Origin of the sequence: Paenibacillus sp. LS1 (genome assembly GCF_026013365.1) — a bacterium.
Taxonomy (GTDB): domain Bacteria; phylum Bacillota; class Bacilli; order Paenibacillales; family Paenibacillaceae; genus Paenibacillus.
Map to the genome: position 1 here is coordinate 763,396 of NZ_JAPDOE010000001.1, position 24,423 is coordinate 787,818.

Below are 24,423 nucleotides of genomic sequence, written 5' to 3' on the forward strand. Positions count from 1 at the left end.
GCAGTACATTTAAGAGCGCATACATTGCTCTCCAAATCAAAAAGAACCCTCCCGAAGGAGCGTTCTCCGTGAATGATTAGCCTAAGTTAAACCAAGTACGCTTCCATGTGTTCTGGAAGGATAAGCTGTGATCCCTCGTATACGCCGTTCGCCGTCAATTTGCTTGCCATATTTCAAACCTCCTCAGTATTGAGCCCAGTAGTCCGTATTATTGTTATTGTTGTAAGCTGGCGCAGGTTTAGGATCGATCTTAGTTTTCTCCGCATCGCGTTCCCAGCCTTCCAGTATCAATATGTGGGCAGTGTCAGACCTGTCTTCCCAATGTATGTATTCCGCAGCCACAAGAGCGTCCAGAGCAGCCATAACATCCGGCTTCCCCTTACCCGTTTTAACCTTCTGCGACCACTACTGTAATTAAACAATATCCTTAATACTTTTCGTTCGTAATTCGCCAACATTAGATAGCCCCCTGTGCTGTTGTCATGATCGGACGGCATGCCAGTAAACCGGATTCCTTAAATGTCCGCGGCTGCACCGACAAAAGATCATATTGATCATTCCGGATCGAATGCTGTTGACCTGGATACGTCACTTTGTGATCTATCCGCTTTGATCCTCGTAAATGTTTTCAACTTCAGTTATTATATGCGAATATACGTTCGGTGTTCAAATAAAAAAATACTCAGTCAAAATTAAATTTGATGTGAACTTGGTGCTTACGGAACATATGCACGTCGACATAACTGATTTTCTCATGTTTTAATCAAGGTTGACATTCAGTCAACAAATGTTACAAAATAAAGTTTAGGGAGGTTAAATAAATGGATGATAAAATGAATGATCAAGGTGGTACCTTTTTTTCGATTAAACGGATTTCTCGTGACTTAACACACCTCACCAACCAAATATGCGCTAAATTAGAAGACGGACTCTCTTCTGCCCAGATAGATGTATTACGCTGTTTATGGAAAACAGGAGATGGACTTACTCAAAAAGAGATATTGGAGAAGTTAAATATCCGTCCTGCATCGTTATCAAATCTTATTGACTGCTTGGTTGCAGGGGGTTGGGTGATCCGGAAGGTTGATTCAAAAGATGCACGTGTGAAAAGAATATTTCTTACAGAGACAGGTAAAGCGCAAGAAGAAAAGAATTTGCATACAATTGATGTTATTGAACAGAAAATGCAAGAAGGATTTACGAATGAAGAAATATCTTTAATGCGAGTCTGGCTACAACGAATGGAAAAAAATATTAAAAGATAATTTCTTGACAGAACTCTTTAACACGTCTTATTATTTAGTTTACCTAAATAAATATTATTGTAAGATGAATTGAGGTGAATATGTTAATTATATTGAAAATAATGAGAAGAAACTCTGTTTATATATTTAGTAATACTAAATATTAGTTTAAGCTGTAGCATTGGCTAGCTAAGCTGTTACGAGTATCACTGAAGTAACAAAGCGTCCAATCATCTTGAAAGAAGCATACTACCCTTTTCACTAGAGTATTTAAAGTGTGTTTAATTTTTTTGGAATGAGATGAAGATTCAAGTAATCATATTTCAGCTCAATATTTTCAGAATTACAAATTATCGATTACAAGGTGGATTAATAAAATGAGTAAAACTTGGAAACTACAAATATACTTGCTGACCCTGATCAGCCTTTTAGTCGGCACTTCGCAAAATGTCTTTGTGGGCATTTTGGACAAAGTTGCTGATTATGCTGGTGTAACCGTCTCTGCTGCTGGTCAGCTTGTTACCCTATTTGCATTAGCCAATGCAATAGGCACGCCCATCATTATTTTAGCAACAGCGAAGTTAGATCAGCGTAAACAGTTGATATTGGCTCTCTCTTTAACTGTTCTAGGAAGTGCTATGACGGTCATTTTTTCTGGTTTCGGATTTTTGATGCTGTCACGCATTGTACTCGGAGTTGGAATGGGAGTCTTTATTGTCACTGCCTTCTCCCTCGCAGCAAAATTATCACCACGAGGTCATCAAGCGAGTGCCCTGGCTACTGTGACAATGGGATTTAGTGCTTCTCTTGTCATTGGAGTCCCCATAGGCCGTTTCATTGCTGCATCATTCGATTGGAAGGTAATTTATTGGGGCATCGGTCTCTTATGTCTCCTAGCAATTTTTGCTGTTGCTAGAATGATTCCTGCAACAAAAAACGAAGCGCCAGTTCCTCTTGGCAAACAACTCGCACTTTTGAAGAATTCAAAGGTTACTTTCTCTCTCTGCGTGACATTCTTTTTATTTATTGGTTACGCGGTATTTTATACGTATATTACACCTTTCCTGAATACCGTCTCACCGATGAGTGAACAAGCATTAAGTCTTACTTTACTTGTTCTCGGGATTGCAACATTAATTGGCTCCAAGCTCGGTGGATTTATGACAGACCGTTTAGGCTTCGCCCGTACACTATTTTTCGGTATGTCTGTTAATGCTCTTGCTCTTATAATGCTCTCTACCATAGCAGGGTCGTATATTGTCACTTTTGTTTTGCTTATGGTTTGGGCCATTGCTGCTTGGACATCAGGGCCAACCCTGCAGTACAACCTCGTCTCCATCGCTCCAGAGGCGTCCGGAATTATTCTTAGTTTAAACAGCTCCGTCTTGCAACTAGGTATGGCCACGGGCGCAGCTTTCGGAGGGCTGGTCACTGCCGGATTATCCATTCAATCAGTCAGTTTGGTAGCCGCTGCTTCAGTTGTCGTTGCAATTAGTATTTTTGCAATTTCATTCGCTTTGTTCCGTTCAAATGTCAAGACCAGATTAAACGGATAATACGCATGTTTCAACAAACAAGTTAAAATGAAAGGGGAAGATATACATGCAAGAGAAAAGACAACTTAAAATCGGTGGTACCATAGACGGAGTTGGCTGGAATTACATGGGTTGGCGTCACCCAGATATGCCAGCTAATGCTAGTGAGAGCATAGAGTACTATGTACAAAAGGCTAAAAGATTAGAAGAAGGAAAGTTTGACACCATCTTTTTAACTGACGTCAGCCACATAGGACCGAGTATGATCCCACATTATCTGAGCATGTTCGAAGGTGTAACTATTCTCTCTGCATTAAGCATGGTGACTCATTCAATCGGGCTTACTGCAACCATTGCTACTTCTTATGCAGATCCATTTACCGTTGCCCGACAGATGGCTTCTTTAGATAAAATTAGTAATGGACGTGCAGGCTGGAATGCCATTACTTCAAATCCGGGAGGATTAGCAAATTATAGCCGGACCCATCTTTCAAAAGCAGATTTGTATCCAATGAAAAAAGAGTTCTTAGAGATTGTTGAAGGCCTGTGGGACTCCTATGAGGATGACGCTTTTATTCGGGATAAGCAAAGCGGTATATTCTTTAATCCGAAAAAAATGCACGCTCTAAACTTTAAAGGGGAGTATTTTTCAGTGGATGGCCCGTTAAATATTAGCCGTTCGAGACAAGGAAGACCCGTGATTTTCCAAGCGGGCTCCTCTTCGGATTTCATGAATATTGCCGCAAAGCATGCTGACGGAGTATTTCTTCCTTCTGATGACTTAGAGGATGCTAAAGCATTCAGTAATGAGGTGAAAAGAAGGGTCACATTAGAAGGCCGTTCGCCTGATGATTTCATAATTACACTCTCTCATAATCCGATTGTAGGACGTACAGAAAGAGAAGCTGAAGAAAAATTTCAAGAATTAGAAAGTTTAATGCCTGGGTACAGAATACCCAAACCTAAATTTTTTGGTTCTGCAGAAAAAGTAGCAGATCAAATCCAAAAATGGTATGAGGCAGGTGCGATGGACCTATTGAAGATCAGACAGGAGCATCCTTCAGGATTCGATGACTTCATCAAATTAGTTATTCCTATTTTACAAGAAAAGGGAATTTTCCGCACGGAATACGAATCAAACACTTTACGTGGTAATTTAGGTTTGCCTTATCCAGAAAATAGATATTCAGTATGAAGAACCCGCAACTTAAGTTAACTCTTTTTTATTTTGAATAACATTTCTATCAGTATGTTCGAAAAACTAATGGTCTGATTCGTCACTATGTTAGTCACAGGAAAGATGTTTCCATAAACAATGTATAAGCATTACCACGATGAGAACTTTGTTTTTAGAAAACCCGACGGATATCCTATACATCAGAAGTACATTCTTACAAGAATGCAACAGCTTATGAAGAAAACAACTATAAAGAAACATGCTACACCTCATATTTTAAGACATACTTATATCAGCATGCTTGCTGAGGCAGGTGTTGATTTAATAACGATTATGCAACGAGTTGGGCATCGGGATGAAAAAATAACTCTCGGAATATATAATCATGTCACTCAGAAAATGCAAAATAATGCGGACCAAAAGTTAAAAAAACATTTTGCTGAAGTGTTGAACATGAGTGTGCTGCAGGATATGTGATTTTTTTAGTGATTTTTAAAAATAAGAACAGCCCCCTGTTGGGGGTAGTCAAGCCCCCATCTAGCAGACATTATAAAAAGACCCTAGGCTGCAAACTGGCGTCGGTACTCTACCGGCGTCAGTTTTTTCAGTTTCCGTTGTGGCCGTTTTCGGTTGTAAAAACGGATATACTTTTCGATTTTGCTTTGTGCTTCGGTAAGCGTTCGGATATGATAAGGATAGAGTCCTTCCGTTTTGAGATGCGAGAAGAAACTCTCCATCGAGGCATTGTCATAACAATTTCCTCGGCGAGACATGCTGATTCGGGCGCCAACCTTTGGCAGCATATCGTGGTAAGCATGAGACGTGTACTTACATCCCTGGTCGCTGTGAACGACCAGTCCGGTCACGTCTTTTTGCTTCGCAAACGCCTTGCTGAATGTGCGAAGCACCAGTTCATTGTCGTTGCGTTCGCCTATTTCGTAAGCCACAATTTCGTTATTAAACAGATCCTTTATGGCTGAAAGATATATCCAGCGCTCTCCCACACGATATTGGGTAATATCCGTTACCCATTTATGATTCGGTTTTTCTGCACTGAAATCTCGCTTCAAGAGGTTCTCTGCTACACGCTGCGCAGGTGTATACGAGCTGCTGGAGCGTCGTTTACGACGGATTCGAGATTGAATACCGAGCATTTGCATCAGGCGGAGCACCTTTTTGTGGTTCATCCAAATCCCCTGATCTTGCCAAAGGAACAACTGGAGTTGCCGATAACCATATTTGCCTTCATATCGTTGATACGTTTGAAGCACCTGTTTCTTCGCCTTTGCGTCGCGATCGAATCGTTTACGTTTTACATAGGCATAAAATCCACTCCGTGACACGCCAAACACATCACAAAGTTTCTGGATATCACCGTATCCCGCTACTTTTTCTATGATCTGAAATCTTTCTTGTTTGCTTCCTCCCTCCAGATTACCAAGCACTTTTTTAGCAACTCATTCTCCCGTTTCAGTTTTTGTACATAGCGGTCTTGATCCAAGTATTCTTTACGTCGACCTCGCTGATCCATCAGTCCAAACCCACCTTGTTCCCGATATTTTCGCATCCAGCGCTTCATACGTCCTGGATCATGAATCCCCAGATGTTCATTAATCTTTCGATAAGTCCACCCCTCAACCGTGTGCAGACGAATAGCCTCATTTTTTATCTTCTCCGAATACGTTTTAAACTTTTGTCCCTTAATCGCCATAAAAAATGCACCCCCTAGAATTTCATCGGCTAAACCCAGGGGTTTTTCCAATCTCTATTCTAAGGGGTGCACTTCAGGGGCAAAACGTTGATATGTCAGCTTTTTTTGATCAGTTTTGATAACTAAGCGTACATCATATCCATAAACCCGCGAGTTACATCTCCACCTTCGGCTGGTTCGGGCTGGTCCGCCTGTGCGTGTTCTGCCATGCAAGCCTTCACCGCTTCCTCTGTCGTACAACGATTGGCATCGTCACATGTGTAGCATAATTGAAGCATATATCTGGTTAATTCATCCGCCTGCGTGAATTGAGTTTGACCGTTGGTTCTCATCTTCATCACTCCTTCTCTTGTTGAGTTAAATATATCACCTTCTAATGGATTTATTTGTGATTTATTTCACAAACTAAGCAAAAAAAGAAAAGGAACCCTCAGGCTCCTCTACTTTCACTATCTATTTACAACTATAACACATTGCACTTATAGTACTTTCCACTGTACACCGCCATCTACCGTTTGCAATAACAACGATCTTTTGGCATCTGTATTTTCAACCAATATCCATCCAAGCTTGGAGGTAACCATCTGAATCTTCACAATTTCCGGATAGTCTTCGAGAATTTTCTCCAGTACACTGCTTGCAGGAAGAGCGCTCCACGTTTTGCCCGCATCCTTGGTGTGGTAGGTTATGCCCTTTTGCATCGCCCAACCTTCCGATGCGTTCAGGAATACAGGTGAAAGACTGCGATTCGCACCCGTTTGTTTGTTTAAAGTGAAATTAGACAGCTTCCAGCTCTTTCCGCCATCGGCGGTGAAGAATCCATTGAATGTCGTGCTCTCCCCTTGAGAACAGGACATGGACATCCATGCTGATTGTGCTTCACGTCCAAAAAACTGAGGTGAACTAACACTGAAATTACCACAGCCGTTGAATTTGTTTCGATCAAAGAAAGATGGTCCAGTATCCCAGTTTTCTCCACCGTCTGATGTTACATACAACTTCGGTGTGCCGAACTCAAGCGCTGTTAAGAAACCATGCTTCGGATCCGAGAAAGTCATCCCCGTTGTGTATCCACGTTTGGAAATCTCTTCTGCTTCCTGGTTGCCATCTTCATCACTGGATGACATCCGATTCCAGGTGATTCCACCGTCCTCGGTGAAGTAAAGTTTCTTGTCCTGTTTACCAATAGCGGTATCCACCGTTGTGAGAATCCAGCCTTTTTCAGGAGATACAAAGGAGATCGCGGTCACTTTATCCGTCTTGGACAGCGATGACAGACTCCAACTTACCCCTCCATTGTTCGTACGAAGCACCATGGTGTCTGTACCGCCCATGCCTTCACGAACAATCCAACCATGCGTACGATCTACAAAATAAATGCTTTGTCCATATTTAGGGTTAGCCGGAAATTGTACATTTTCCGAAGGTGAAATATTGGTCCAGGTCTTTCCCTGGTCCTGTGTGTAGTACAGTCGCAGCGCATTCCGCGTCACACCCCATGCCAATCCTCCGTTGTCATTGAGCAACTGAAAATCAGTCAAACGGGTCTGTATTTGGTACTTGGCCATATCCGCAGATTCTGTACTGTTGACAGGGGGAACGACGGTTAATGTCTGCCCTGTATTCCCGGCATCCTCCTGCTGTTGCGGAGGTTCTGCTTCCGGAGGTTGATCTGAGTCGGTGCATGCAGCCAATAAAGCTGCTATACCTATAGACAGCAATGCTGTCTGCGCGATTTTAATCCATTGCGAACGCAAGTGGGTTCCACCTCTCTCATCCAATATACAGGCGCGCATGCCTGTATATTGGCGTTTTATTTACGATTCATCAGAATCCACTGCTCTTATTCTACCACAAACCTTGTGTAAAAGGCTCATTGCCCACTCATGGCCAGCCCGCTCCCTTTTTCCAGCTGATGCTCTGGGCTACATGTCGCATATTTATTACCATTAATTTCATCCTAAACTGTTTTTCGACGGAATAATTGGTAAAAAGACATGAAATGTGAACTATTTTATAGACAATACTCGCTTTATATTCTGTAATCCCTTAATATGGATGGGAGTATAACCCAAAAGGAGTGGATATGAACATGACAAACAGTGCAGCATTGAAACCAAGTCGTGTCGTGATTGTAGGCATGGGTGCGGTGGGAACAACAACGGGATACACGCTAATGTTGAGACAGCGTTCATCCGAGTTGGTATTTGTGGATGTGAATCATGATAAGGCAACCGGCGAAATGCTGGATATGAACCACGGTCTTCCGTTTACCGGTGGCGTGAAAGTATGGGCTGGCGATTACTCCGACTGCAAAGATGCAGATATCATTATTATTACAGCGGGTGCCTCCCAGAAACCGGGCGAAACCCGGATTGATCTGCTGAAGAAAAATGCAAGCATTTTCAAAGATATTATTGAGCGTATTACTGAAGTGAATTCTCATGGTATTTTGCTGATTGCAACCAACCCTGTAGATATTTTGTCCTATACTTCATGGAAACAAAGCGGATGGCCTGCTTCCCGTGTCATCGGTTCGGGTACATTGCTCGATAGCGCACGTTTCCGTTACCTGATTGGTAAGAATAAAGGGATCGACCCGCGTAGTATTCATGCCCACATTATTGGTGAGCATGGCGATTCCGAAGTACCGGTATGGAGCTTGGCTAACGTTGCAGGAACAGACCTGGAATTAGATGAAGAAACACAACAGGATATCTTCGATCGTACCAAAAATGCAGCGTATGAGATTATTAATGCCAAAGGCGCGACTTCCTATGCAATCGCCCTTGCTCTGGACCGCATTGTAGCTGCAATTCTCGGCAACGAAGGCTCCGTTCTGAACGTATCCACGTACCTTGAAGACTACAATGGTGTATCAGATGTTTATCTCGGCGTTCCTTGTGTCGTAGATCGCAACGGTGTGCGCGAAATTCTGCCTCTTCCGTTGAACGAAACCGAGAAAGTGGCTTTCCAGGCTTCTGCTAACAAATTAAAAGAACAGATCGCTGGACTCGAATAATCTAGCCACACAATCCTTCATATCGTGAACGATTCAGCTCGTTAAACGTTATGAATCAAGATATCTGTCCTAGCCCAAAGGACCATTTGTTTCTTCTAGAGAGGAGAGGCGCATGGTTCTTTGGTTTGATTTGGATTATAAGAATGACTATTCAAGATATAAGATTTTATTTTAGTTTACATAATATTAATTATGTTTTTTTTATTTTCACTCTTTCCAAATGAAACACAAAAAAGTCTGTCACTTGGAGAGACTTTTCTTCAGATTATATATCGTTTTATATATCGTTTTTTTCTAATATGTCGGAAGTTTAACGTCCAGCAACGCCATAGCCTCTTCTTTTTCACGGCTGGTTACGTGAGTATAGACGGTAGTCGTTTGAATTGATGCGTGACCAAGTAACTCCTGTACCGTGCGCAGATCAGCTCCCCGCCGCAACATCATCGTCGCGAACGAGTGACGCAGCTTATGACTGGAGTAATTTTGACGTTGATTCGCCGGTGATTCCTGCTGGAAGCGCTCAAAAGTTTCCGTAGATATGAGCTGAATGCTGCGAATCGACAGCCTCTTCCCTTTTTGCGAGACAAATAGTGCTTCCTCTTTCGGTCGCCAAGGATCGAGACGCTCAGCCATAGCTTGAGATAACACGTCTGCGACGGTCTCTGGTACAGGAAGCGAGCGCCATTTCCGGCCTTTACCGAATACATCCAATGTACGCCGCTCCGCGTTATAGTCTTTGCAATCCAGAGCATGCACTTCTCCAACCCGTAATCCCATATATCCCATCAGCAGAAAAACAGCCAGATTACGTGTACGATACTTGCCTTCCACCGACTCCAGAAAACGTGTCAACCCACTTTCATCAAGGAAAACGGGTGCACGGTTTTTTTCGGTTTTGGATTTCTTGATCCCAAACGCCGGATTATTCGTTAACAATTCGAGTTCAATGAGGGACTTGTAAAAACAGTTCACCGCCGCATGTTTGCGATTTCTCGTGGCATCACTAACCCCACGCTCCCGAGCGCGGGACAGAAATGACAACACATGCAGCTTTTTGACCTGCTCCAGTGACTTTCCTTGAATGGAGTCCAGAAATTCCACTACGTCACCTGTGTATGATTTTACCGTATGGCCTGTATATCCGGCGTCCTTCATCCATATGTGAAAAGCTTCTAGCTCGTCCGCATATTGCTCCTGGATCTCCTCAGTCATCATCTGTTTACGTCACCTCGATTCGGTTAAAATTGACTAAGATTATTTACGCTGATACTACGACCTTCCTAAGCTGAATAGAGACCCTATACTTCATCTACAATAACAACGTCAATCAGTGGAATGATCGTTTCGGGTTTCCCCTGACTACGGGTAAGTACAAACGATGGCAATGGATTTTCGTGCAACCCATTCACGGATTCACAGATTTGAGTATATAGATCCATATGCAACGTTTCGCCTTCACCTGCCACATCAATGACAGGCCAATCGTTCTGAACACGAACACAAGCGGGCCAGTATGCCAGTTCATTCGCGGGCACGATACTCAGTTGCTGAATGGATGGATCGATATGGTAGACCCCTTGCCGTTCAGGTTCATCGCCCAGTTTGTCCACGGCAAGCATTCGAGCGGATGGCTCGTCTGGTGCAGAATAGAGCGAATAACACCATGGAGTCACGCCCCAGGCCATCGCCATCAGACCCTCTACCAGCAACGTATCCGACAGATTCCCTTCCGCAAATTGTTCGATCAGATTATGGTTACCCGTTCCAATCAGTTCCTCCACACGCTTAGCGAGACGAGGCAGGTCAGCAAGAATGAATCCCCCTCTGCCATAGGAGTCAAATACATGATGGTTTCTGCTCCACACAGCTTGAGATGGCAAAGCCAACGACGCTGATTCTGCTGGAAAAAGCGATATATATACGGTAATCACCTGCGCATACTTAACCATTGCAAGTTGTTCAGGTTCAAGTGTACCTTCAGCGATACGAGGTGTTTTCATGTGCAGGGAGATTCGAAGTTCATATTCCCCTGATGTAAATTCTGACCAACCAAGATCTACAGGCTGTTCAACACCTTCAATAGAAGCAATGGAGATCGTGCTATCCGGTTTCAGGTTAACAGCATATTGTACATATGCTAGCTCCTGACCATAGATGATATTGGCATCCTGACGATCGACGGGTGAATCCAACTGTTGTGCAATGACAGATACTTTACGTCCATCCTTCAGAAGGCGCTGCGGATCAATATCCAACTGTAAGGCTTGTGAATTCCCCGAATCTGAGACAAGCAACTGAGCCTCGGCAAGTACAGCTGAGTCAGCTAGCGCAAATCCAAAAGCTGCATTTTGATGATCTGAATTCGTATGTAATGGTGTGTTCATGATACATCCCCTCTCTTATGTCTGATGGCATGTCACATCCCCAAATATATTTCATATTTGACTTAGCCGCAACCCCGGCTCCTTGATTAAGTTTGTCACGCCCCTTATTACTTACCCATATATGAAGAAAATTCCAACCTTCCCCTGCTGTTATCTTCCTTTATCTTTCTATATAAAAAAAATCCCCATCCCGCTTCGCCTAAGCGATACGAAATGAGGAAAAATGAAGATGTTCTCGGTTAAAGACGTTCTCGATTAATCTATTTATCCTTCGCTCTGAAAGCACTGGAGATCCGGCGTGCCGGATTCAAATGACTGTAATGCCGTCCATACGCAAAGTAGATAATCAATCCGATGATCAACCAAGCAAAGAACGTAATCCATGTCAGCGCCGCAAGGCGTGTCATCAGGTATACACAACCCAAGGCACTCAAAATCGGAATCAGTGGCACAAGTGGAACACGGAAGCCACGTTTGAGATCCGGGTTATTTTTACGCAACACGATAATGCCCAGACTTACGACTGCAAATGCAAACAACGTTCCGATGTTCGTAAGCTCCGCCAGATGTCCCAGTGAGATGAACCCGGAGAACAGAGCAACGATAATGCCCGCAACCCATGTCCCTACCGCTGGTGTCTGACTCTTGCCACTAACCTTGGAGAAGACCGGTGACAGCAGTCCGTCACGAGACATGGAATAGAGCAAACGTGTCTGACCATACATCATGACCAGCAATACAGTCGTAATACCGGTAATCGCTCCAAGAGATACAATCCAGGACAATCCCTTTAATTGAACAAATTCAAATGCAAACGCAACGGGATCACTTACATTCAACATGTTATACGGCACGATCCCTGTGAGGATCAATGATACAACGATGTAGAGAACGGTACAGATCGCGAGTGAAGCAATAATCCCGATCGGTAAATCTCGTTGTGGCCGCTTAACTTCTTCTGCCGCAGTGGAGACCGCATCAAATCCGATGTAGGCAAAAAATACCGTCGCTGCTCCAGCTGTTACGCCTGAGATACCAAAAGGCAAGAATGGCTGCCAGTTGGTTGGCTCTACATAGAAAACACCTACACCAATGAAGATCAGCACCACGATAATTTTAATCGCTACCATGATGCCATTCGCACAAGCCGCCTCCTTCACCCCTCGGGTAAGCAGAAAAGTGATAATTAACGTAATGACCGCAGCTGTGATGTCAAAATAGGTTCCCTTTTCCGGACTGAACGCACTCGTTAGCGCATGGGGTAACTCCAACCCAAATCCGGACAATAACGTTTGAAAATAGCCCGACCATCCGCTAGCTACCGCCGCACTCGCGAATCCATATTCCAATATCAGATCCCATCCCAGAATCCAGGCAATCACTTCGCCAAAAGCCGTATAGCTATACGTATACGCACTACCCGATGCCGGTATGCTTGATGCAAATTCCGAGTAACATAATGCGGCGAAGGCACATATGATACCTGCCAGCAAAAATGACAGTACAAGTCCTGGGCCAGCATACGTTGCGGCAGCTACACCGGTCAGTACGAAAATGCCTGTACCAATAATGGCACCTACCCCGAGTGTGGTTAGGTCCAGCGGACCGAGCGCCCGTTTCAATGCACTGTTGTTATCGCCCTCCGAGGCAATTGGTTTTTTACGAAATAATGAAGATCGTTGTTCGTTCTCACGCATAGTCATGTTCCTCTCGTCATGAATCTTGAATGTGCTATGGATGTAGCAGAGATTGGATGGCTTCCCATCTGTTCTATGAAAAAGTCATTTGTTCTATCTTATCGATCACCTATAAAAACCTATCGAATTCTACACGTTATCGCGTTGCTTGGTTAAATTTATTTTTGAAGATCACTTATTTTGTTCTTTTTCCGCGAAAATTATCATGATCTGTTGCACGTGGATGAATATGAAAATGGATTTAAAACAAAACTGCGCATAATTTATATTATGCGCAGTTTTTACGAGTCTTATTTTCCAAGAAAAAGAACTTTAACTCTCTGTTATATGAAGTTAAGAAAATGAGAGCTCTTTTCGTCTTTTTCCGCTGTCCTATCCTACCTTATCCTGTCTAATTTGACGATATGCAGGCATGTCAAAGAGCCACATAGCATTATGCGGCCCTTCATTTTCGTAATATAGGTAGAGGTGTATATGAAAATACGAACTGACCTTATTTCAGATTTTTATGAAAAAATGATTCACGAAAAAGCAATTCTCTCCGCGTCCGACATCCGGTATTGGGATAACAAATAATCTTTGCTCTGCATCGCCGCATGACGAATCGCATCCAGATCAACATTCAACAGCTTACCCTCTCGCTTCACGAGTCTGCCTGCCACAAATACCGTATCGACGTTGGACGGATTGGCAAATTGAACGACAGCACCAATCGGATCATGGACAGGGAACAGATTCAGATCGGTGGTACGAATCATGATCAGATCCGCTTCCTTTCCTGGGGTCAGCGTTCCTACCTTCTGCTCCAAACCCAATGCTTGGGCACCAGCTGAAGTTGCAAATCTCAGTACTTGGCTGGACTGCAAGTTCAACTCACCAGGCATCTCACCCTGCTGCAGAAGTTGTTCATTCGCTCTGGATCGTTCAGCCTGAAGTGCAAACTTCATCTGGGAAAACATGTCCCCGCCTGTGGACGTCACAACATCTACGCCAAGTGTAGGGGTCCCTCCGTGTTCAAGAAAATAGCCGGTGGCCGGATATCCATGACCCATCATCATTTCAACCTCAGGTGTAACCGACAAGGACGCGCCGCTATCCGCCAGCATTTTGTATTCATCCATGCCCATGGTGTTACCGTGAACAATATTCACTCGTGGACTTAACAACCCCGCTTCATACAAGTGACTAATAGAACGATCTACAGCTCCCCAACTGCCAAATCCGGCATGCATGGAACAGATGGCATCCAGCTCTTTGGCTAGCTCGATCTCCTTCACGGTTGTATCCCAATGACTGAACTCCGGACCACGAATGGCCAGCCCATAAGTAAGCAATTGATCCTGTGATGAAAAATACTTCTCTTTGACTCTTCTCACATCATTCGAATACGTGAGCACACTATCGCGATTCCAGTAGTTCGTCTCACCAGGCACTCCATGAGCAAATACCGCCCGAATCCCAGCATCCTGAAGTCCACGAATCAGTTCATCCGTGTGCTCAGAAGAATATGGCATGCTCCAATCCAACACAGTCGTCACTCCTGCATTAAGCGCTTCCAAAGAACCGAGCAGGTTGGCAATATAACTATCTTGTGGACGGAGCTTACTCCCCATCGCACCGTAATAGAGATTTTGCAAATAGACTGGCAAGGACCAGTTGGTTCCCGCTGTTTTGACCAGTGATTCCCACACATGCCGATGCGTGTCCACCAGCCCAGGCATAATAATCATAGATGAAGCATCAATGACTTCCACATCCGGAATATCCAGGTCGGGCTGGATCGCCGTGATCAGCGAATCTTGGATCAGAACGTCCGCCCTATTAAACTGTCCAACTCGAGCATCCATCGATAACACACAGCCATTTTTCAACAGATAACTTGTCCGCACAAGAAACATCTCCCATCTAATTTGTTTTGAAAGACGATCACATCCTGCTTACGAATCCGTACTGCTTTTGACTATTTTTTCGCTAGTATATATACATTATATAGTTATTGTTAGTATTTATCAATTTTGGGATTTACGTTTCGCCCGAAATCTTCTGACCTTCATCAGATTGCCACACATTTTATCATCACAGTACTTCTGTGTTCTGCTTCGGGTATCATCATAGAACATCCAGCGACAATCCGAATTATCACAGATCCGAATCCTGCCGCCTTCTCCCTTTACCAAAGTCATGGCAAAGTCAGCAGCTACCTCAGCCATAACCTGATGCCAATGAGCTTCTACGGCAACCAATTGGAGCTTCAGTTCCTGTTCAATGGTAGTCAACTTTCTTCTCACATGCCCTGTTTCCATAATGGAGTTCAACCATTGTTTTTCTATATCCGTTAATGATGCTCCAGAAGACAAGCGGGCTCCCAGAGCTATCAATTCATTCCTGAAATTCCTCATCGACAACTCATCTTCTGGGGACGCAGGGACAGAAGCGTTAAGTTGCCATCGTTCTAGAAAATCTTGCTGCCAGTTCGCCTTCCCAAGTCTGTCCTCCGATCGATCTCCCCCACGCCAGTCGTGATAATCGCTGTTTACAAAATCGGTCCATAACCTGTCCATATATACCTCCGTTCATGTAACCATCTAATTAAATAAAGAAGGTTACAACTCATCTTTGATGTGTTATATTAAGTGTAACCTTATTAAGATGTTTTAGCTAGTTACACCACAATAGCACTCAAGGAGGAATACATGAATGACGAAGACAACAGCACTAGATGTGTTACTTATTCAAAAAGATGATACCTGGGATCAATGCAACTGGATTGTACCTTTGTCGAAATCCTTGGAGGGTCTTACAGCAGAACAAGCAGCTTGGGTTCCATCCTCAGGGGGATTAAGCATCTGGCAGTTGGTTAACCATATGTATTATTACAACCATCGCTTGTTATGTCGCATGCAAGGTAAGGAGCCTACCCTTCCTGCTGTCGACTCCAATGAGTACACGTTTGGGAATTCCGGAGATGCAACGGACGCAGCCGGTTGGAATACACTGCTACAGGGTACAACTCGATTAGCCCAACAATTACGTGACCAATTGGCTGCACTACAGGATTCAGATCTTGAAGCAGCTTATATGGATTCCGAGGAGAAATGGGCACACGAACTAGCTCGCTGGGTACTCCATGATGCGTATCACGCAGGTCAGATCGTGCTTCTTCGCAGACAGCAAGGAAGCTGGAATATCGTTTATTAAAAAAAATGCTTGAACTGCTAGCGCTTACAGGAATAAGATGAACTTATTAATGTTACAGCTTGTTCGACACACTATATAATTGAATAGGATCTTCGGGGTAGGGTGCAATTCCCGACCGGCGGTGATGTTCTTCGGAACCAGCCCGCGACTCGCTATTTGTTCTTAACGAAGGATATTTAGCGACTGACTTGGTGTGAATCCAAGGCCGACGGTACAGTCCGGATGAGAGAAGATCAGCACATTGACATGCCGTTTACGGGAAGGCCTCTTTCCTGACGCATGTCCTTGGATGAGCCCCGGTTTATTTGGTATATACCAAAACGGGGGCTTTTGTCGATTTTGCCAACTGAAGATTCCGTGTTCTGACGAAGGAGTCCTGAATATGGAAAAGACATCATCTGCATCAACCGTTTACCGCAAAGAACGAAGTAATACCGGATTTTGGCTGGTTGTTCTCGGCGCCGCCCTATGGGGTGTCGACCCACTCTTCCGCATCATTTTGTTAAATACGATGACATCCACTCAGATTGTACTGGTGGAACATATCATCGTAAGCCTTATTGCCATTCCCGTGTTGTGGAAATTCCGGGCTGACCTGAAAAATCTGCGTGCACGCCACTGGATTGCCGTGATCTTTATTTCATGGGGAGGATCGGCACTGGCAACGGTATTGTTCACCATGGCACTTACACATAATGATCCCAACACCGTCTTGTTACTACAAAAAATGCAGCCGCTCTTCGCCATCGTACTGGCTAAGCTGTTATTGAAAGAAACGTTGCCACGTCGCTTCGGCGGACTATTCTTCATTGCATTATTAGGTACTTATCTCCTTACATTTGGTTTCACATTGCCACTGGGTAACTGGGACAACTGGATCCATGCTGGCAGCTTGTTATCCCTCGGGGCTGCTGCCTTATGGGGAGGTTCAACCGTTATGGGACGATTGATGCTGGGGCAGGCGCGTTACGAAACTGTCACCTCCCTTCGCTTCGTCGTTGCTCTCCCGCTCCTGATCTTTATGACGTGGAACGAAGGTGCCGCATGGACGTTTCCGTCCGGAACGGGTGAACAGACTGCTGTCATCCTCAACATTCTTGGTCAGGCATTGTTACCAGGTTTGCTCAGTCTTCTGTTGTACTACAAAGGTCTTTCGTCAACCAAAGCATCTGTCGCAACTCTCGCGGAACTTAGCTTCCCGATGGCGGGTGTGTTGGTAAACTGGATTGCTTTCCGTACATTGATTACCTGGGAGCAGTTGCTTGGTTTTATCCTGATCTGGGTGGCCCTCTTCGCCATCTCCAAACAGCAGGAACGCTCATCGACTACGGCCGATGCAGCACCAAAGCTTCGTACAGAGTAAGCGGATATATCCGAGAATCAGATATAAACCAATAATCAAATATAAAATAAAACCATTGCACATCGCATTAGATGAGCAGTGGTTTTATTTTATTTCCCTCGATATTAATCGATCATTTTCTCAATTCGCATTATGAGCTATTCGCCCTGTGCCTTATTTCAATACCTGAAACCCTCCGCTCTTCTCCCTCCTCTCATACCGAATATCCACTTCATCGCACTACATCCCTTCTATGTTTTGTCTTTTATCTAATCCGGTGGTACGATGACATATGGAATAAACAGATGAATTACATTCAGAGAGGAACGATCAATAATGTCTTCATTCTCATATACCTCCTACGATGCCGTAGGTTTGGCTGAACTGATCCGATCCCGGGAAGTATCCCCGGTTGAAATGCTGGAAGCGGCGTTTGCACGCCTGGAAGAAGTAAATCCGCAGCTTAATGCGGTCATTCGTACATATGAAACCCGTTCACGGGAGGAAGCTGGCTTGGTTCGCCCTGGAGAACAACCTTTTGCGGGTGTGCCCCTGCTTCTGAAAGATATTTCTCAATCCTTGGAAGGTGAATTTCTGACCTCAGGCTCACGTTTGTTCAGCGAGCATCGCGCATTACGCAATTCCAATTTTGTCACTCGACTGCGTGATGCAGGTTTTATCATCATAGGACATACCAATACGCCTGAATTTGGTTTGAAAAATATTACTGAGCCCCGTCTTCATGGTGCAACTCGCAATCCATGGAATATCAATCACTCCCCCGGCGGTTCAAGTGGCGGTTCCGCCGCCGCTGTAGCTTCCGGTATTGTTCCTCTGGCCGGAGCCAGTGACGGAGGCGGCTCAATCCGTATCCCGGCTTCTTTTAGCGGATTGTTTGGATTAAAACCAACCCGAGGACGGACACCTGTAGGACCGGGAGTTGGTCGCCAATGGCAAGGCGCGTCGATTGATTTTGCACTATCCCGCTCGGTTCGGGACAGTGCTGCATTGCTCGATACTTTGCAAATCATTCAGCCTGAAGCTGCGTTCCATGCTCCACTCTTTCCAGGTAGTTACTTAGCAGATATGAGCTATCCACATCAACGAAAATTGAAAATCGCGTATACAACAGATTCGCCTGTGGGCACACCTGTCAGCGTAGAAGCCAAAGAATCGGTAATCAAGCTCGTTCGCTGGTTGGAGAAACAAGGTCATCATGTTGAAGAAAAACTTAGTCCTGTGAACGGAGTCCGGTTGATGGAGAACTACTACATGATGAACAGCGGTGAGATGGCCGCGATGATCTCCTCTATGGAACGCTCCATGGGCCGGGCTCTGACCTCCGAGGATATGGAGATTGAATCCTGGGTTCTCGCTGAAGCTGGCAAAAAGGTGTCCGCTGCGGAATTTGTACATAGTCTGGCTGAATGGGATGTAGCTGCTGCTCAGATGTCCAATTTGTTTGAGCGCTACGACTTTTACGTTACACCCGTTAATGCTTTTTCTGCACCCAAGATTGGAGAATTAACACCTCATGATGAACAGATTCGTAATCTCATGCGGATTAGTGAATTGGACAAGACCCAACAGCAGCAACTCATCTATGAGATGTTTGAGCCAAGTCTTACGTATACTCCGTTCACCCAGCTCGCGAATCTGACAGGCCAGCCTGCGATAAGTGTACCTCTGCATATGACACCAGAAGGTTTGCCAATGGGCGTTCAAGTGATGGCAACCAAGGGACGCGAAGATTGGTTATTACATCTGGCGGCACAGCTGGAACAATCAGACCTCTGGGTCGGGATGAAAGGGAACCCACTGTTTCCAGCTTAGAACGTTCAGCGTGTATCTATCCTTACCATTAATCTTTACCCACCTGAGTATAATGTGTTGCCAAAATAGTGCATGAAAGCTTCGTCTGCTCCGCATACTGAAAACAAAAAATAGCGGAGGAATATGACGAATGAATACCAAACAGCCTCATAAGCAGTCTTTTCGTATCCCTGCCAAAACGGGATATGCCCTCAAAGTAAGCAAGGGTTCTTTACTACGCATAACAGATCTGGAGGGACAGCAGGTCATTGATTTTGTGGCATATGATGCTACGGATGCTAACCATCGCTTGGATCCCGGCGTGACAATGGACGTATTGCGTACTTATCGAATTAAACCAGGACAATTTGTATATTCCAATCAGTATCAACCTTTATTCAAGATTGTCCGTGACACCGTTGGGGTACATGATTTCTTCAACTCTGCTTGTCGTCCAGAGATGTATGAGGTGTTATACGACAAAAAGGATCACGCCAGTTGTTATCACAATCTGAACACGGCACTAGAACCCTTTGGAATCTTACCGCCGGATCAACACTATCCATTTAACCTGTTTATGAAGTCCGTTGTAGACAGTGAAGGCAAGATTGATGTTGTAGCTCCCGACTCTCGTGCAGGTGATTATATCGAGATGGAGGCATTAATGGATCTCACAATTGGGCTCTCCGCTTGTCCTTGTGAAGAAAGCTCATGCAACGGATACAACTGCACCCCAATTCAATTGGATGTGGAACTTTAACAGAATAACAAGGCCTTGACGCAGTATGAGATAAAAGTAGTTTGTTCTAATTCACTCCTTGCGGGAATACGATGACTTGTACCCATTTTCTGTGACAACTGGTACAATTCATCGAACCCGTTAAGGAGTGAACGTGTTTATGTCTGTACTGTTCAGTTATATTATTCTGGGAATTTCATTATCCGCTCCAATCGGTCCGATTAACGCCGCTCAACTTGACCGCGGAGCCAGGCACGGATTCATGCACGCCTGGATTCTAGGACTCGGTGCCATGTTTGCAGACTTGGTGTATATGCTGCTGATTTATTTTGGAGTTGCCCATTTTTTGGACACGCCGTTCATGCGCTCTTTTCTCTGGTCCTTTGGCAGTTTTATTCTCATTTACACGGGAGTGGAAACGCTCTCGAAGCTGAAACAAGGCATTCAAGGTACATCTACTGCGGAGGCGACTGTTCGGAAATCGTTTATATCCGGCTTTTTGATGGCCCTGTCCAATCCACTTAATATTTTATTTTGGCTTGGTATCTATGGCTCCATTCTTGCGACAACTGTGAAACATACGGATACCGCTCATTTGCTACTCTACAGTTCAGGCATTTTCATTGGCATCCTGCTGTGGGATGTCATTATGGCTGGCATGGCCAGCCGATTCCACAAACATAGCAGTGAGAACGTATTGCGCTGGATCTCTATCATTTCGGGAATCTGTTTAATCGGATTCGGGCTGTATTTTGGTTACGAAGCCGTGCGTTCCATTTTTTTCTGACAACAAAATCAGGCTGGACAGTCACCCAACTTCCTCCACATTAATACTGTAACGGTATCATGTGGAATGGAGTTGGGAATCAATGGCGGAGCTGTATAGTGCCGACGAAATAAATAGTTTGCTTGAGCGTCTTCCATCTTGGCAGCAGGACGCTTATTCGCAATTTGCCAGTATGATCGCCGATGAAGATAACACGTATCCATGTGTACCTGGACGAATGGGATTTCTATCAGGACATTTGAGGTACGGCTTTACGTGTGACCCGCGATCTGAACATGCTGCTGAAGATATGGCCGATCTGCTCAGACAGTATGGTCCTCTATCCAGAGACACAGGTCATTACGCTTCCATGGTCGTAATCTGTGAGACACCAAGCGATCTGAAAGATCACACAACGGTAGAGCAATATCAGACCTTATTCTGGCAAATGCTTAATCGGGTAAGTTCACATGATACCGAGCCGTGGCCGGAACATATTTCAACCGATCCTCATGATTCATCGTGGGAGTTTTGCTTTGGCGGAGAGCCTTACTTTTGTTTTTGCGCAACTCCCGCACATGAACTCAGAGCTAGTCGGCATTTTCCTTATCTCATGTTTGCTTTTCAACCACGGTGGGTATTCGAATCCATCAATGACAACACCCCGCTTGGCCGCAAAATGAAAACCTTGATCCGCAAACGTCTCGCTGCCTATGATGCCGTTCCTGCTCACCCTTCACTGATGTGGTATGGTCAGCAAGATAATCTGGAGTGGAAACAATATTTCCTACCTGATGATGAGCAGACACCTTCCAAGTGTCCATTCATGCGGATGAAGCAAGCCTTGGGCAAGTTGACGAAATAATCTCAAATCACTTATTACTTACTCTTATTACGTTGGGTAACCTCCACGAAAGTTGCTTAAGATCTGGATGGTGCAGACTTAGGCGGTTTGGAGCCACGTACCTTATGAACAACATACGTGATGATGCCAAGGAACACCACAAGTCCAACACTTGCCAGCAGACCCGTTCTGCTGGCTTTTTCCATTGCTGTCCCAGCCACAGCAGCCACAATTAATACCATGGCAATCCATACTTTGATGCGATTCCACTTCACAGGCTTCATTTTTTTAATATACGTGATGCAGATAAGCAGCCATGTATACATCAATACCAGACTACCTGCTGTCGTCACATATTCAAACAGGCTCTTGGGCATCCATAATGCCATCAACGTAGACAGGAGTAATCCGGCCGCTGTGCAACACAGTGCCTGAAGCGGTATGTCCTTTTTCCCCCAGGTCTTCGTAAACAGCTTCGGTGCATCTCCATCTTCTGCAAGTTTCACTAACATGGACGTAATGGCATATAGCGAAGCAACCATCGTCGAAAATCCGGCAATAATCAGAACTCCATTGAGAATGTGGACCACTACGGTGAATCCAATGGTTGACATGGCTTTGACAAGCGGACTTTCATCTGGAGTCAATTGGCTGGATGGCACAAGCAACAGAATCAAAGCAATTGCAATGACATAGAGTGTACTCACCGATAATAACATCACTCGACCTGATTTCACTGCATCTTTCGGTTCTTTCAATTTGGCTGCCATCAAGCCCATAACCTCGATCCCGGCAAAAGCAAAGAATGCATAGATGAATCCGGTCCACACCCCTTTACCGCCATGCGGAAACCATTCATTTTTTAATTGTTCTGGCGTCACTTTTACAGGTAACCAACCCAGACAAGCCGCTCCTGCTATAGCTATAAATGCAACTGTTGCAGCAAGTTTGATTACGGCAAGAATATTCTCCGTTTTGGTTAATCCCTTCGCTCCCAGTGCAGCAATGAACAGACCGATAGCGGCATAGATCGCAACGAATGCCCACAGCGGAAACTTGGGGAACCAGAATTGAGAGAAGAGCCCAAGTGCCGTCAATGAGCTGCCCATGATGAGCATTTCGGAAAACCAGTACATCCATCCACTACCAAAACCAGCCCAAGGTCCGAATGCTTCACCAGCATAAGTTCGAAAAGCACCTTCTTTTGGATCATCTGCCGTCATCTGCGCCAGCGCACCAAATACAAAGTAAGTCCCCGCCGCAGCAAGCACCAACAATACGAGTACAGATATACCGGCCCAATGAATCGCGAGACTGGTTCCCAGGAAAAATCCCGTCCCAAGCGTGCAACCCGCGCCAAACAAGGATAGGCTGATCCAACTTAGTTTATCGTCTTCCTTTTTACCGTGTAGCTGACTTTTCATGAAGCTCCTCCTTCTGCCTTATCCCCTTACGGTTTACAGGTCATGGAGGTTTTATGTCTGCATTGCCAAAAGAATTATTAGTTTACATAATATTTAATATGTATTAGTGTTGTTGATTTAAATTCCTTGCTTTTTTTCCCCCTTCAAAATGTACTATGTTCACTCCCATGTAAAATCCGCAAAAAAGCTGTTGACTTCTATAGCTTAGAGTGGTTCTCCTTTTGTACATGTGGGAGCGTTAATCAAACTTTATGTGATGTGGTAACTAAGGTGAGAAAATGATCTTTCTATTGTGAATTTTTCATATGTTGAAATAGTAAAATTAAGGTCGTTATTTCTTTCATATCGAACGCAGGCCCTCTCTATTTTCCGTCTCATTCTAACAGCTTTTTTGTGAAAATTTTCATTTGGAAAAATTAGTAGGGCTTCATTCTGGATTTCCCCTCTTCTCTCCGTTCTCATCGGTTTTTCGGGCTAGACTGAAGTATGAATATTCTTCTCTAAAATTTTTCACAGCCTCAGTTGCGATATCTATTATGAATTTTTCATATATTGAAAATATATTATGATAGTCAAAAAAAGAAGCCGCCATCATGGCGACTTCACTAATATTATTTAAAATTTTAAGTCCGGCCAGTCCAGTCAGCGCCGGTGATTTCGTCCCAACGTGCTCTAATCTCATCATATAGTTTCTGCGGAAGTGCTCCTTTAGCCACAAGATCGGCATTTTGCTGCCAGCGATTTGGTTTGGCTGTTCCTACAATAGCCGTGTCTACACCTTCGGTGCTTAGCGTAAAACGCAGTGCTGTTTCCACTGCTGCCTGAGCATCTTCACCCAGAAAACCATAGTTAAGTTCGCTTAAGCGTTTCCAGTATATAAATGGATAAGCCTCTTCCGAAAGTGTTTCATACGTCCAGGCCGCATTGGCAATAGGTCTTTTGGCGATGACACCCATGTTTCTTTTTCTCGCCTCAGGCAGAGTAAGTTCAATTGCTTCCTGATCTGCGATATTTAGTGAGGTCTCTAGGCTGTCAAATACTCCGGTCTGAATCGCATATAGCGCATCCGTTGTATCTCCACTATATCCGATGAATCGGGTTTTCCCTGCTTCCTTGGCACGTTGAAGAACCTCGATAACTGCACCTTGCCGAAGTACTTCTTCAGAGCAGCTATGCAAATGGATCACATCCACATAGTCCGTTTTCAACCGCTTAAGACTACGGTCAATCGTCTGCTCCAGTACTTTGGCATCCCAATCCGGACCTTCGATCCCGGCAGCATGTCCACATTTGGTGAACAAATAGTAATCATCACGCCGATGTGACAACACCTCACCGATTAATTCCTCGCTGTCACCATAACATTCAGCCGTATCGATCACATTTAACCCTGCATCCAGCGCACTGTTGAGCAATGTGGCTACATCCGTTTTCGATACATTTTTACCTATTTCCGCTCCGCCAAATCCAAGTGTGCTTACCTTCATGCCTGTGTTTCCGTAATTACGCAGTTCCATGGTTATCTTCC

Annotated in this window: 23 protein-coding genes and 1 riboswitch; of the genes, 11 read left to right on the plus strand and 12 right to left on the minus strand. The window is 44.6% G+C overall.

Going from position 1 to position 24,423, the window contains the following annotated elements; translation table 11 throughout:
- Positions 1-287: 287 nt before the first annotated feature.
- Positions 288-458: a hypothetical protein gene (locus tag OM416_RS03085; protein WP_264926900.1), complete on the minus strand. Its 171-nt coding sequence runs from the start codon at positions 456-458 to the stop codon at positions 288-290.
- 363 nt (positions 459-821) lie between these two features.
- On the opposite strand from OM416_RS03085, the gene OM416_RS03090 reads away from it, so the two are divergent.
- The 4 genes from OM416_RS03090 (at position 822) to OM416_RS03105 (ending at position 4,433) form a co-directional block, all read left to right on the plus strand.
- Positions 822-1,265, plus strand: a complete 444-nt coding sequence (locus tag OM416_RS03090; RefSeq protein ID WP_264926902.1) for a MarR family winged helix-turn-helix transcriptional regulator — start codon at positions 822-824, stop codon at positions 1,263-1,265.
- Positions 1,266-1,621: 356 nt separating this feature from the next.
- Positions 1,622-2,800, plus strand: a complete 1,179-nt coding sequence (locus OM416_RS03095) for an MFS transporter (protein ID WP_145148322.1) — start codon at positions 1,622-1,624, stop codon at positions 2,798-2,800.
- 46 nt (positions 2,801-2,846) lie between these two features.
- Positions 2,847-3,974: an NtaA/DmoA family FMN-dependent monooxygenase gene (locus OM416_RS03100; RefSeq protein ID WP_264926905.1), complete on the plus strand. Its 1,128-nt coding sequence runs from the start codon at positions 2,847-2,849 to the stop codon at positions 3,972-3,974.
- Positions 3,975-4,094: 120 nt separating this feature from the next.
- Positions 4,095-4,433 (plus strand): tyrosine-type recombinase/integrase, encoded by a 339-nt coding sequence (locus tag OM416_RS03105; protein ID WP_264926907.1) that lies wholly within the window; start codon positions 4,095-4,097, stop codon positions 4,431-4,433.
- Between the two features lie 83 nt (positions 4,434-4,516).
- Here the strand turns inward: OM416_RS03105 and OM416_RS03110 are convergent, their stop codons facing one another.
- The 4 genes from OM416_RS03110 to OM416_RS03125 form a co-directional block, all read right to left on the minus strand.
- Positions 4,517-5,401: an IS3 family transposase gene (locus OM416_RS03110; protein WP_264926909.1), complete on the minus strand. Its 885-nt coding sequence runs from the start codon at positions 5,399-5,401 to the stop codon at positions 4,517-4,519.
- Positions 5,350-5,667 (minus strand): transposase, encoded by a 318-nt coding sequence (locus tag OM416_RS03115; protein WP_264926911.1) that lies wholly within the window; start codon positions 5,665-5,667, stop codon positions 5,350-5,352. The genes OM416_RS03110 and OM416_RS03115 overlap by 52 nt, the downstream gene beginning before the upstream one ends.
- 122 nt (positions 5,668-5,789) lie before the next feature.
- Positions 5,790-5,999, minus strand: a complete 210-nt coding sequence (locus OM416_RS03120; RefSeq protein ID WP_264926913.1) for a hypothetical protein — start codon at positions 5,997-5,999, stop codon at positions 5,790-5,792.
- Between the two features lie 147 nt (positions 6,000-6,146).
- Positions 6,147-7,424, minus strand: a complete 1,278-nt coding sequence (locus OM416_RS03125) for a WD40/YVTN/BNR-like repeat-containing protein (protein WP_264926915.1) — start codon at positions 7,422-7,424, stop codon at positions 6,147-6,149.
- Positions 7,425-7,759: 335 nt separating this feature from the next.
- Between OM416_RS03125 and OM416_RS03130 the strand changes: the two genes are divergently transcribed.
- Positions 7,760-8,689, plus strand: coding sequence for an L-lactate dehydrogenase (locus OM416_RS03130; protein WP_036613729.1), 930 nt, complete (start codon positions 7,760-7,762; stop codon positions 8,687-8,689).
- Positions 8,690-8,983: 294 nt separating this feature from the next.
- Here the strand turns inward: OM416_RS03130 and OM416_RS03135 are convergent, their stop codons facing one another.
- The 5 genes from OM416_RS03135 to OM416_RS03155 all read right to left on the minus strand — a co-directional run bounded on the left by OM416_RS03135 (position 8,984) and on the right by OM416_RS03155 (position 15,331).
- The gene (locus OM416_RS03135; protein ID WP_264926920.1) at positions 8,984-9,904 is read right to left on the minus strand and encodes a tyrosine-type recombinase/integrase; all 921 of its coding nucleotides are present in this window, start codon (positions 9,902-9,904) and stop codon (positions 8,984-8,986) included.
- A gap of 83 nt (positions 9,905-9,987) precedes the next feature.
- Complete coding sequence (locus OM416_RS03140) at positions 9,988-11,073, minus strand: hypothetical protein (RefSeq protein WP_264926922.1); 1,086 nt, start codon at positions 11,071-11,073, stop codon at positions 9,988-9,990.
- Positions 11,074-11,333: 260 nt separating this feature from the next.
- The gene (locus OM416_RS03145) at positions 11,334-12,770 is read right to left on the minus strand and encodes an amino acid permease (RefSeq protein ID WP_264926924.1); all 1,437 of its coding nucleotides are present in this window, start codon (positions 12,768-12,770) and stop codon (positions 11,334-11,336) included.
- 521 nt (positions 12,771-13,291) lie between these two features.
- A complete protein-coding gene (locus tag OM416_RS03150; protein ID WP_413775742.1) occupies positions 13,292-14,659 on the minus strand; it encodes an amidohydrolase family protein in 1,368 nt (455 codons plus the stop codon).
- A 120-nt stretch (positions 14,660-14,779) separates the two neighbouring features.
- Positions 14,780-15,331, minus strand: coding sequence for a CGNR zinc finger domain-containing protein (locus tag OM416_RS03155; protein ID WP_264926928.1), 552 nt, complete (start codon positions 15,329-15,331; stop codon positions 14,780-14,782).
- A gap of 136 nt (positions 15,332-15,467) precedes the next feature.
- Here OM416_RS03155 and OM416_RS03160 point away from each other — a divergent pair, with 136 nt between their 5' ends.
- From OM416_RS03160 to OM416_RS03185, 6 genes are all read left to right on the plus strand, one after another.
- Positions 15,468-15,968 carry a DinB family protein gene (locus OM416_RS03160; RefSeq protein WP_264926930.1) on the plus strand — a complete coding sequence of 167 codons (501 nt, stop codon included), beginning with the start codon at positions 15,468-15,470 and terminating at the stop codon, positions 15,966-15,968.
- A gap of 84 nt (positions 15,969-16,052) precedes the next feature.
- Positions 16,053-16,206, plus strand: a riboswitch (FMN riboswitch).
- A 144-nt stretch (positions 16,207-16,350) separates the two neighbouring features.
- Positions 16,351-17,331 (plus strand): DMT family transporter, encoded by a 981-nt coding sequence (locus tag OM416_RS03165; RefSeq protein ID WP_264926932.1) that lies wholly within the window; start codon positions 16,351-16,353, stop codon positions 17,329-17,331.
- Between the two features lie 315 nt (positions 17,332-17,646).
- Positions 17,647-19,143: an amidase gene (locus tag OM416_RS03170; RefSeq protein WP_264926934.1), complete on the plus strand. Its 1,497-nt coding sequence runs from the start codon at positions 17,647-17,649 to the stop codon at positions 19,141-19,143.
- Between the two features lie 130 nt (positions 19,144-19,273).
- Positions 19,274-19,882: an urea carboxylase-associated family protein gene (locus OM416_RS03175; protein WP_264926936.1), complete on the plus strand. Its 609-nt coding sequence runs from the start codon at positions 19,274-19,276 to the stop codon at positions 19,880-19,882.
- 139 nt (positions 19,883-20,021) lie between these two features.
- Positions 20,022-20,648 carry a LysE family translocator gene (locus OM416_RS03180; RefSeq protein ID WP_062834846.1) on the plus strand — a complete coding sequence of 209 codons (627 nt, stop codon included), beginning with the start codon at positions 20,022-20,024 and terminating at the stop codon, positions 20,646-20,648.
- A gap of 82 nt (positions 20,649-20,730) precedes the next feature.
- A complete protein-coding gene (locus tag OM416_RS03185) occupies positions 20,731-21,492 on the plus strand; it encodes a YqcI/YcgG family protein (protein WP_264926939.1) in 762 nt (253 codons plus the stop codon).
- A gap of 56 nt (positions 21,493-21,548) precedes the next feature.
- Here the strand turns inward: OM416_RS03185 and OM416_RS03190 are convergent, their stop codons facing one another.
- Positions 21,549-22,895: an amino acid permease gene (locus tag OM416_RS03190; protein ID WP_264926940.1), complete on the minus strand. Its 1,347-nt coding sequence runs from the start codon at positions 22,893-22,895 to the stop codon at positions 21,549-21,551.
- Positions 22,896-23,518: 623 nt separating this feature from the next.
- Positions 23,519-24,412 carry an aldo/keto reductase gene (locus tag OM416_RS03195; RefSeq protein WP_264926942.1) on the minus strand — a complete coding sequence of 298 codons (894 nt, stop codon included), beginning with the start codon at positions 24,410-24,412 and terminating at the stop codon, positions 23,519-23,521.
- Between the last annotated feature and the right edge of the window lie 11 nt (positions 24,413-24,423).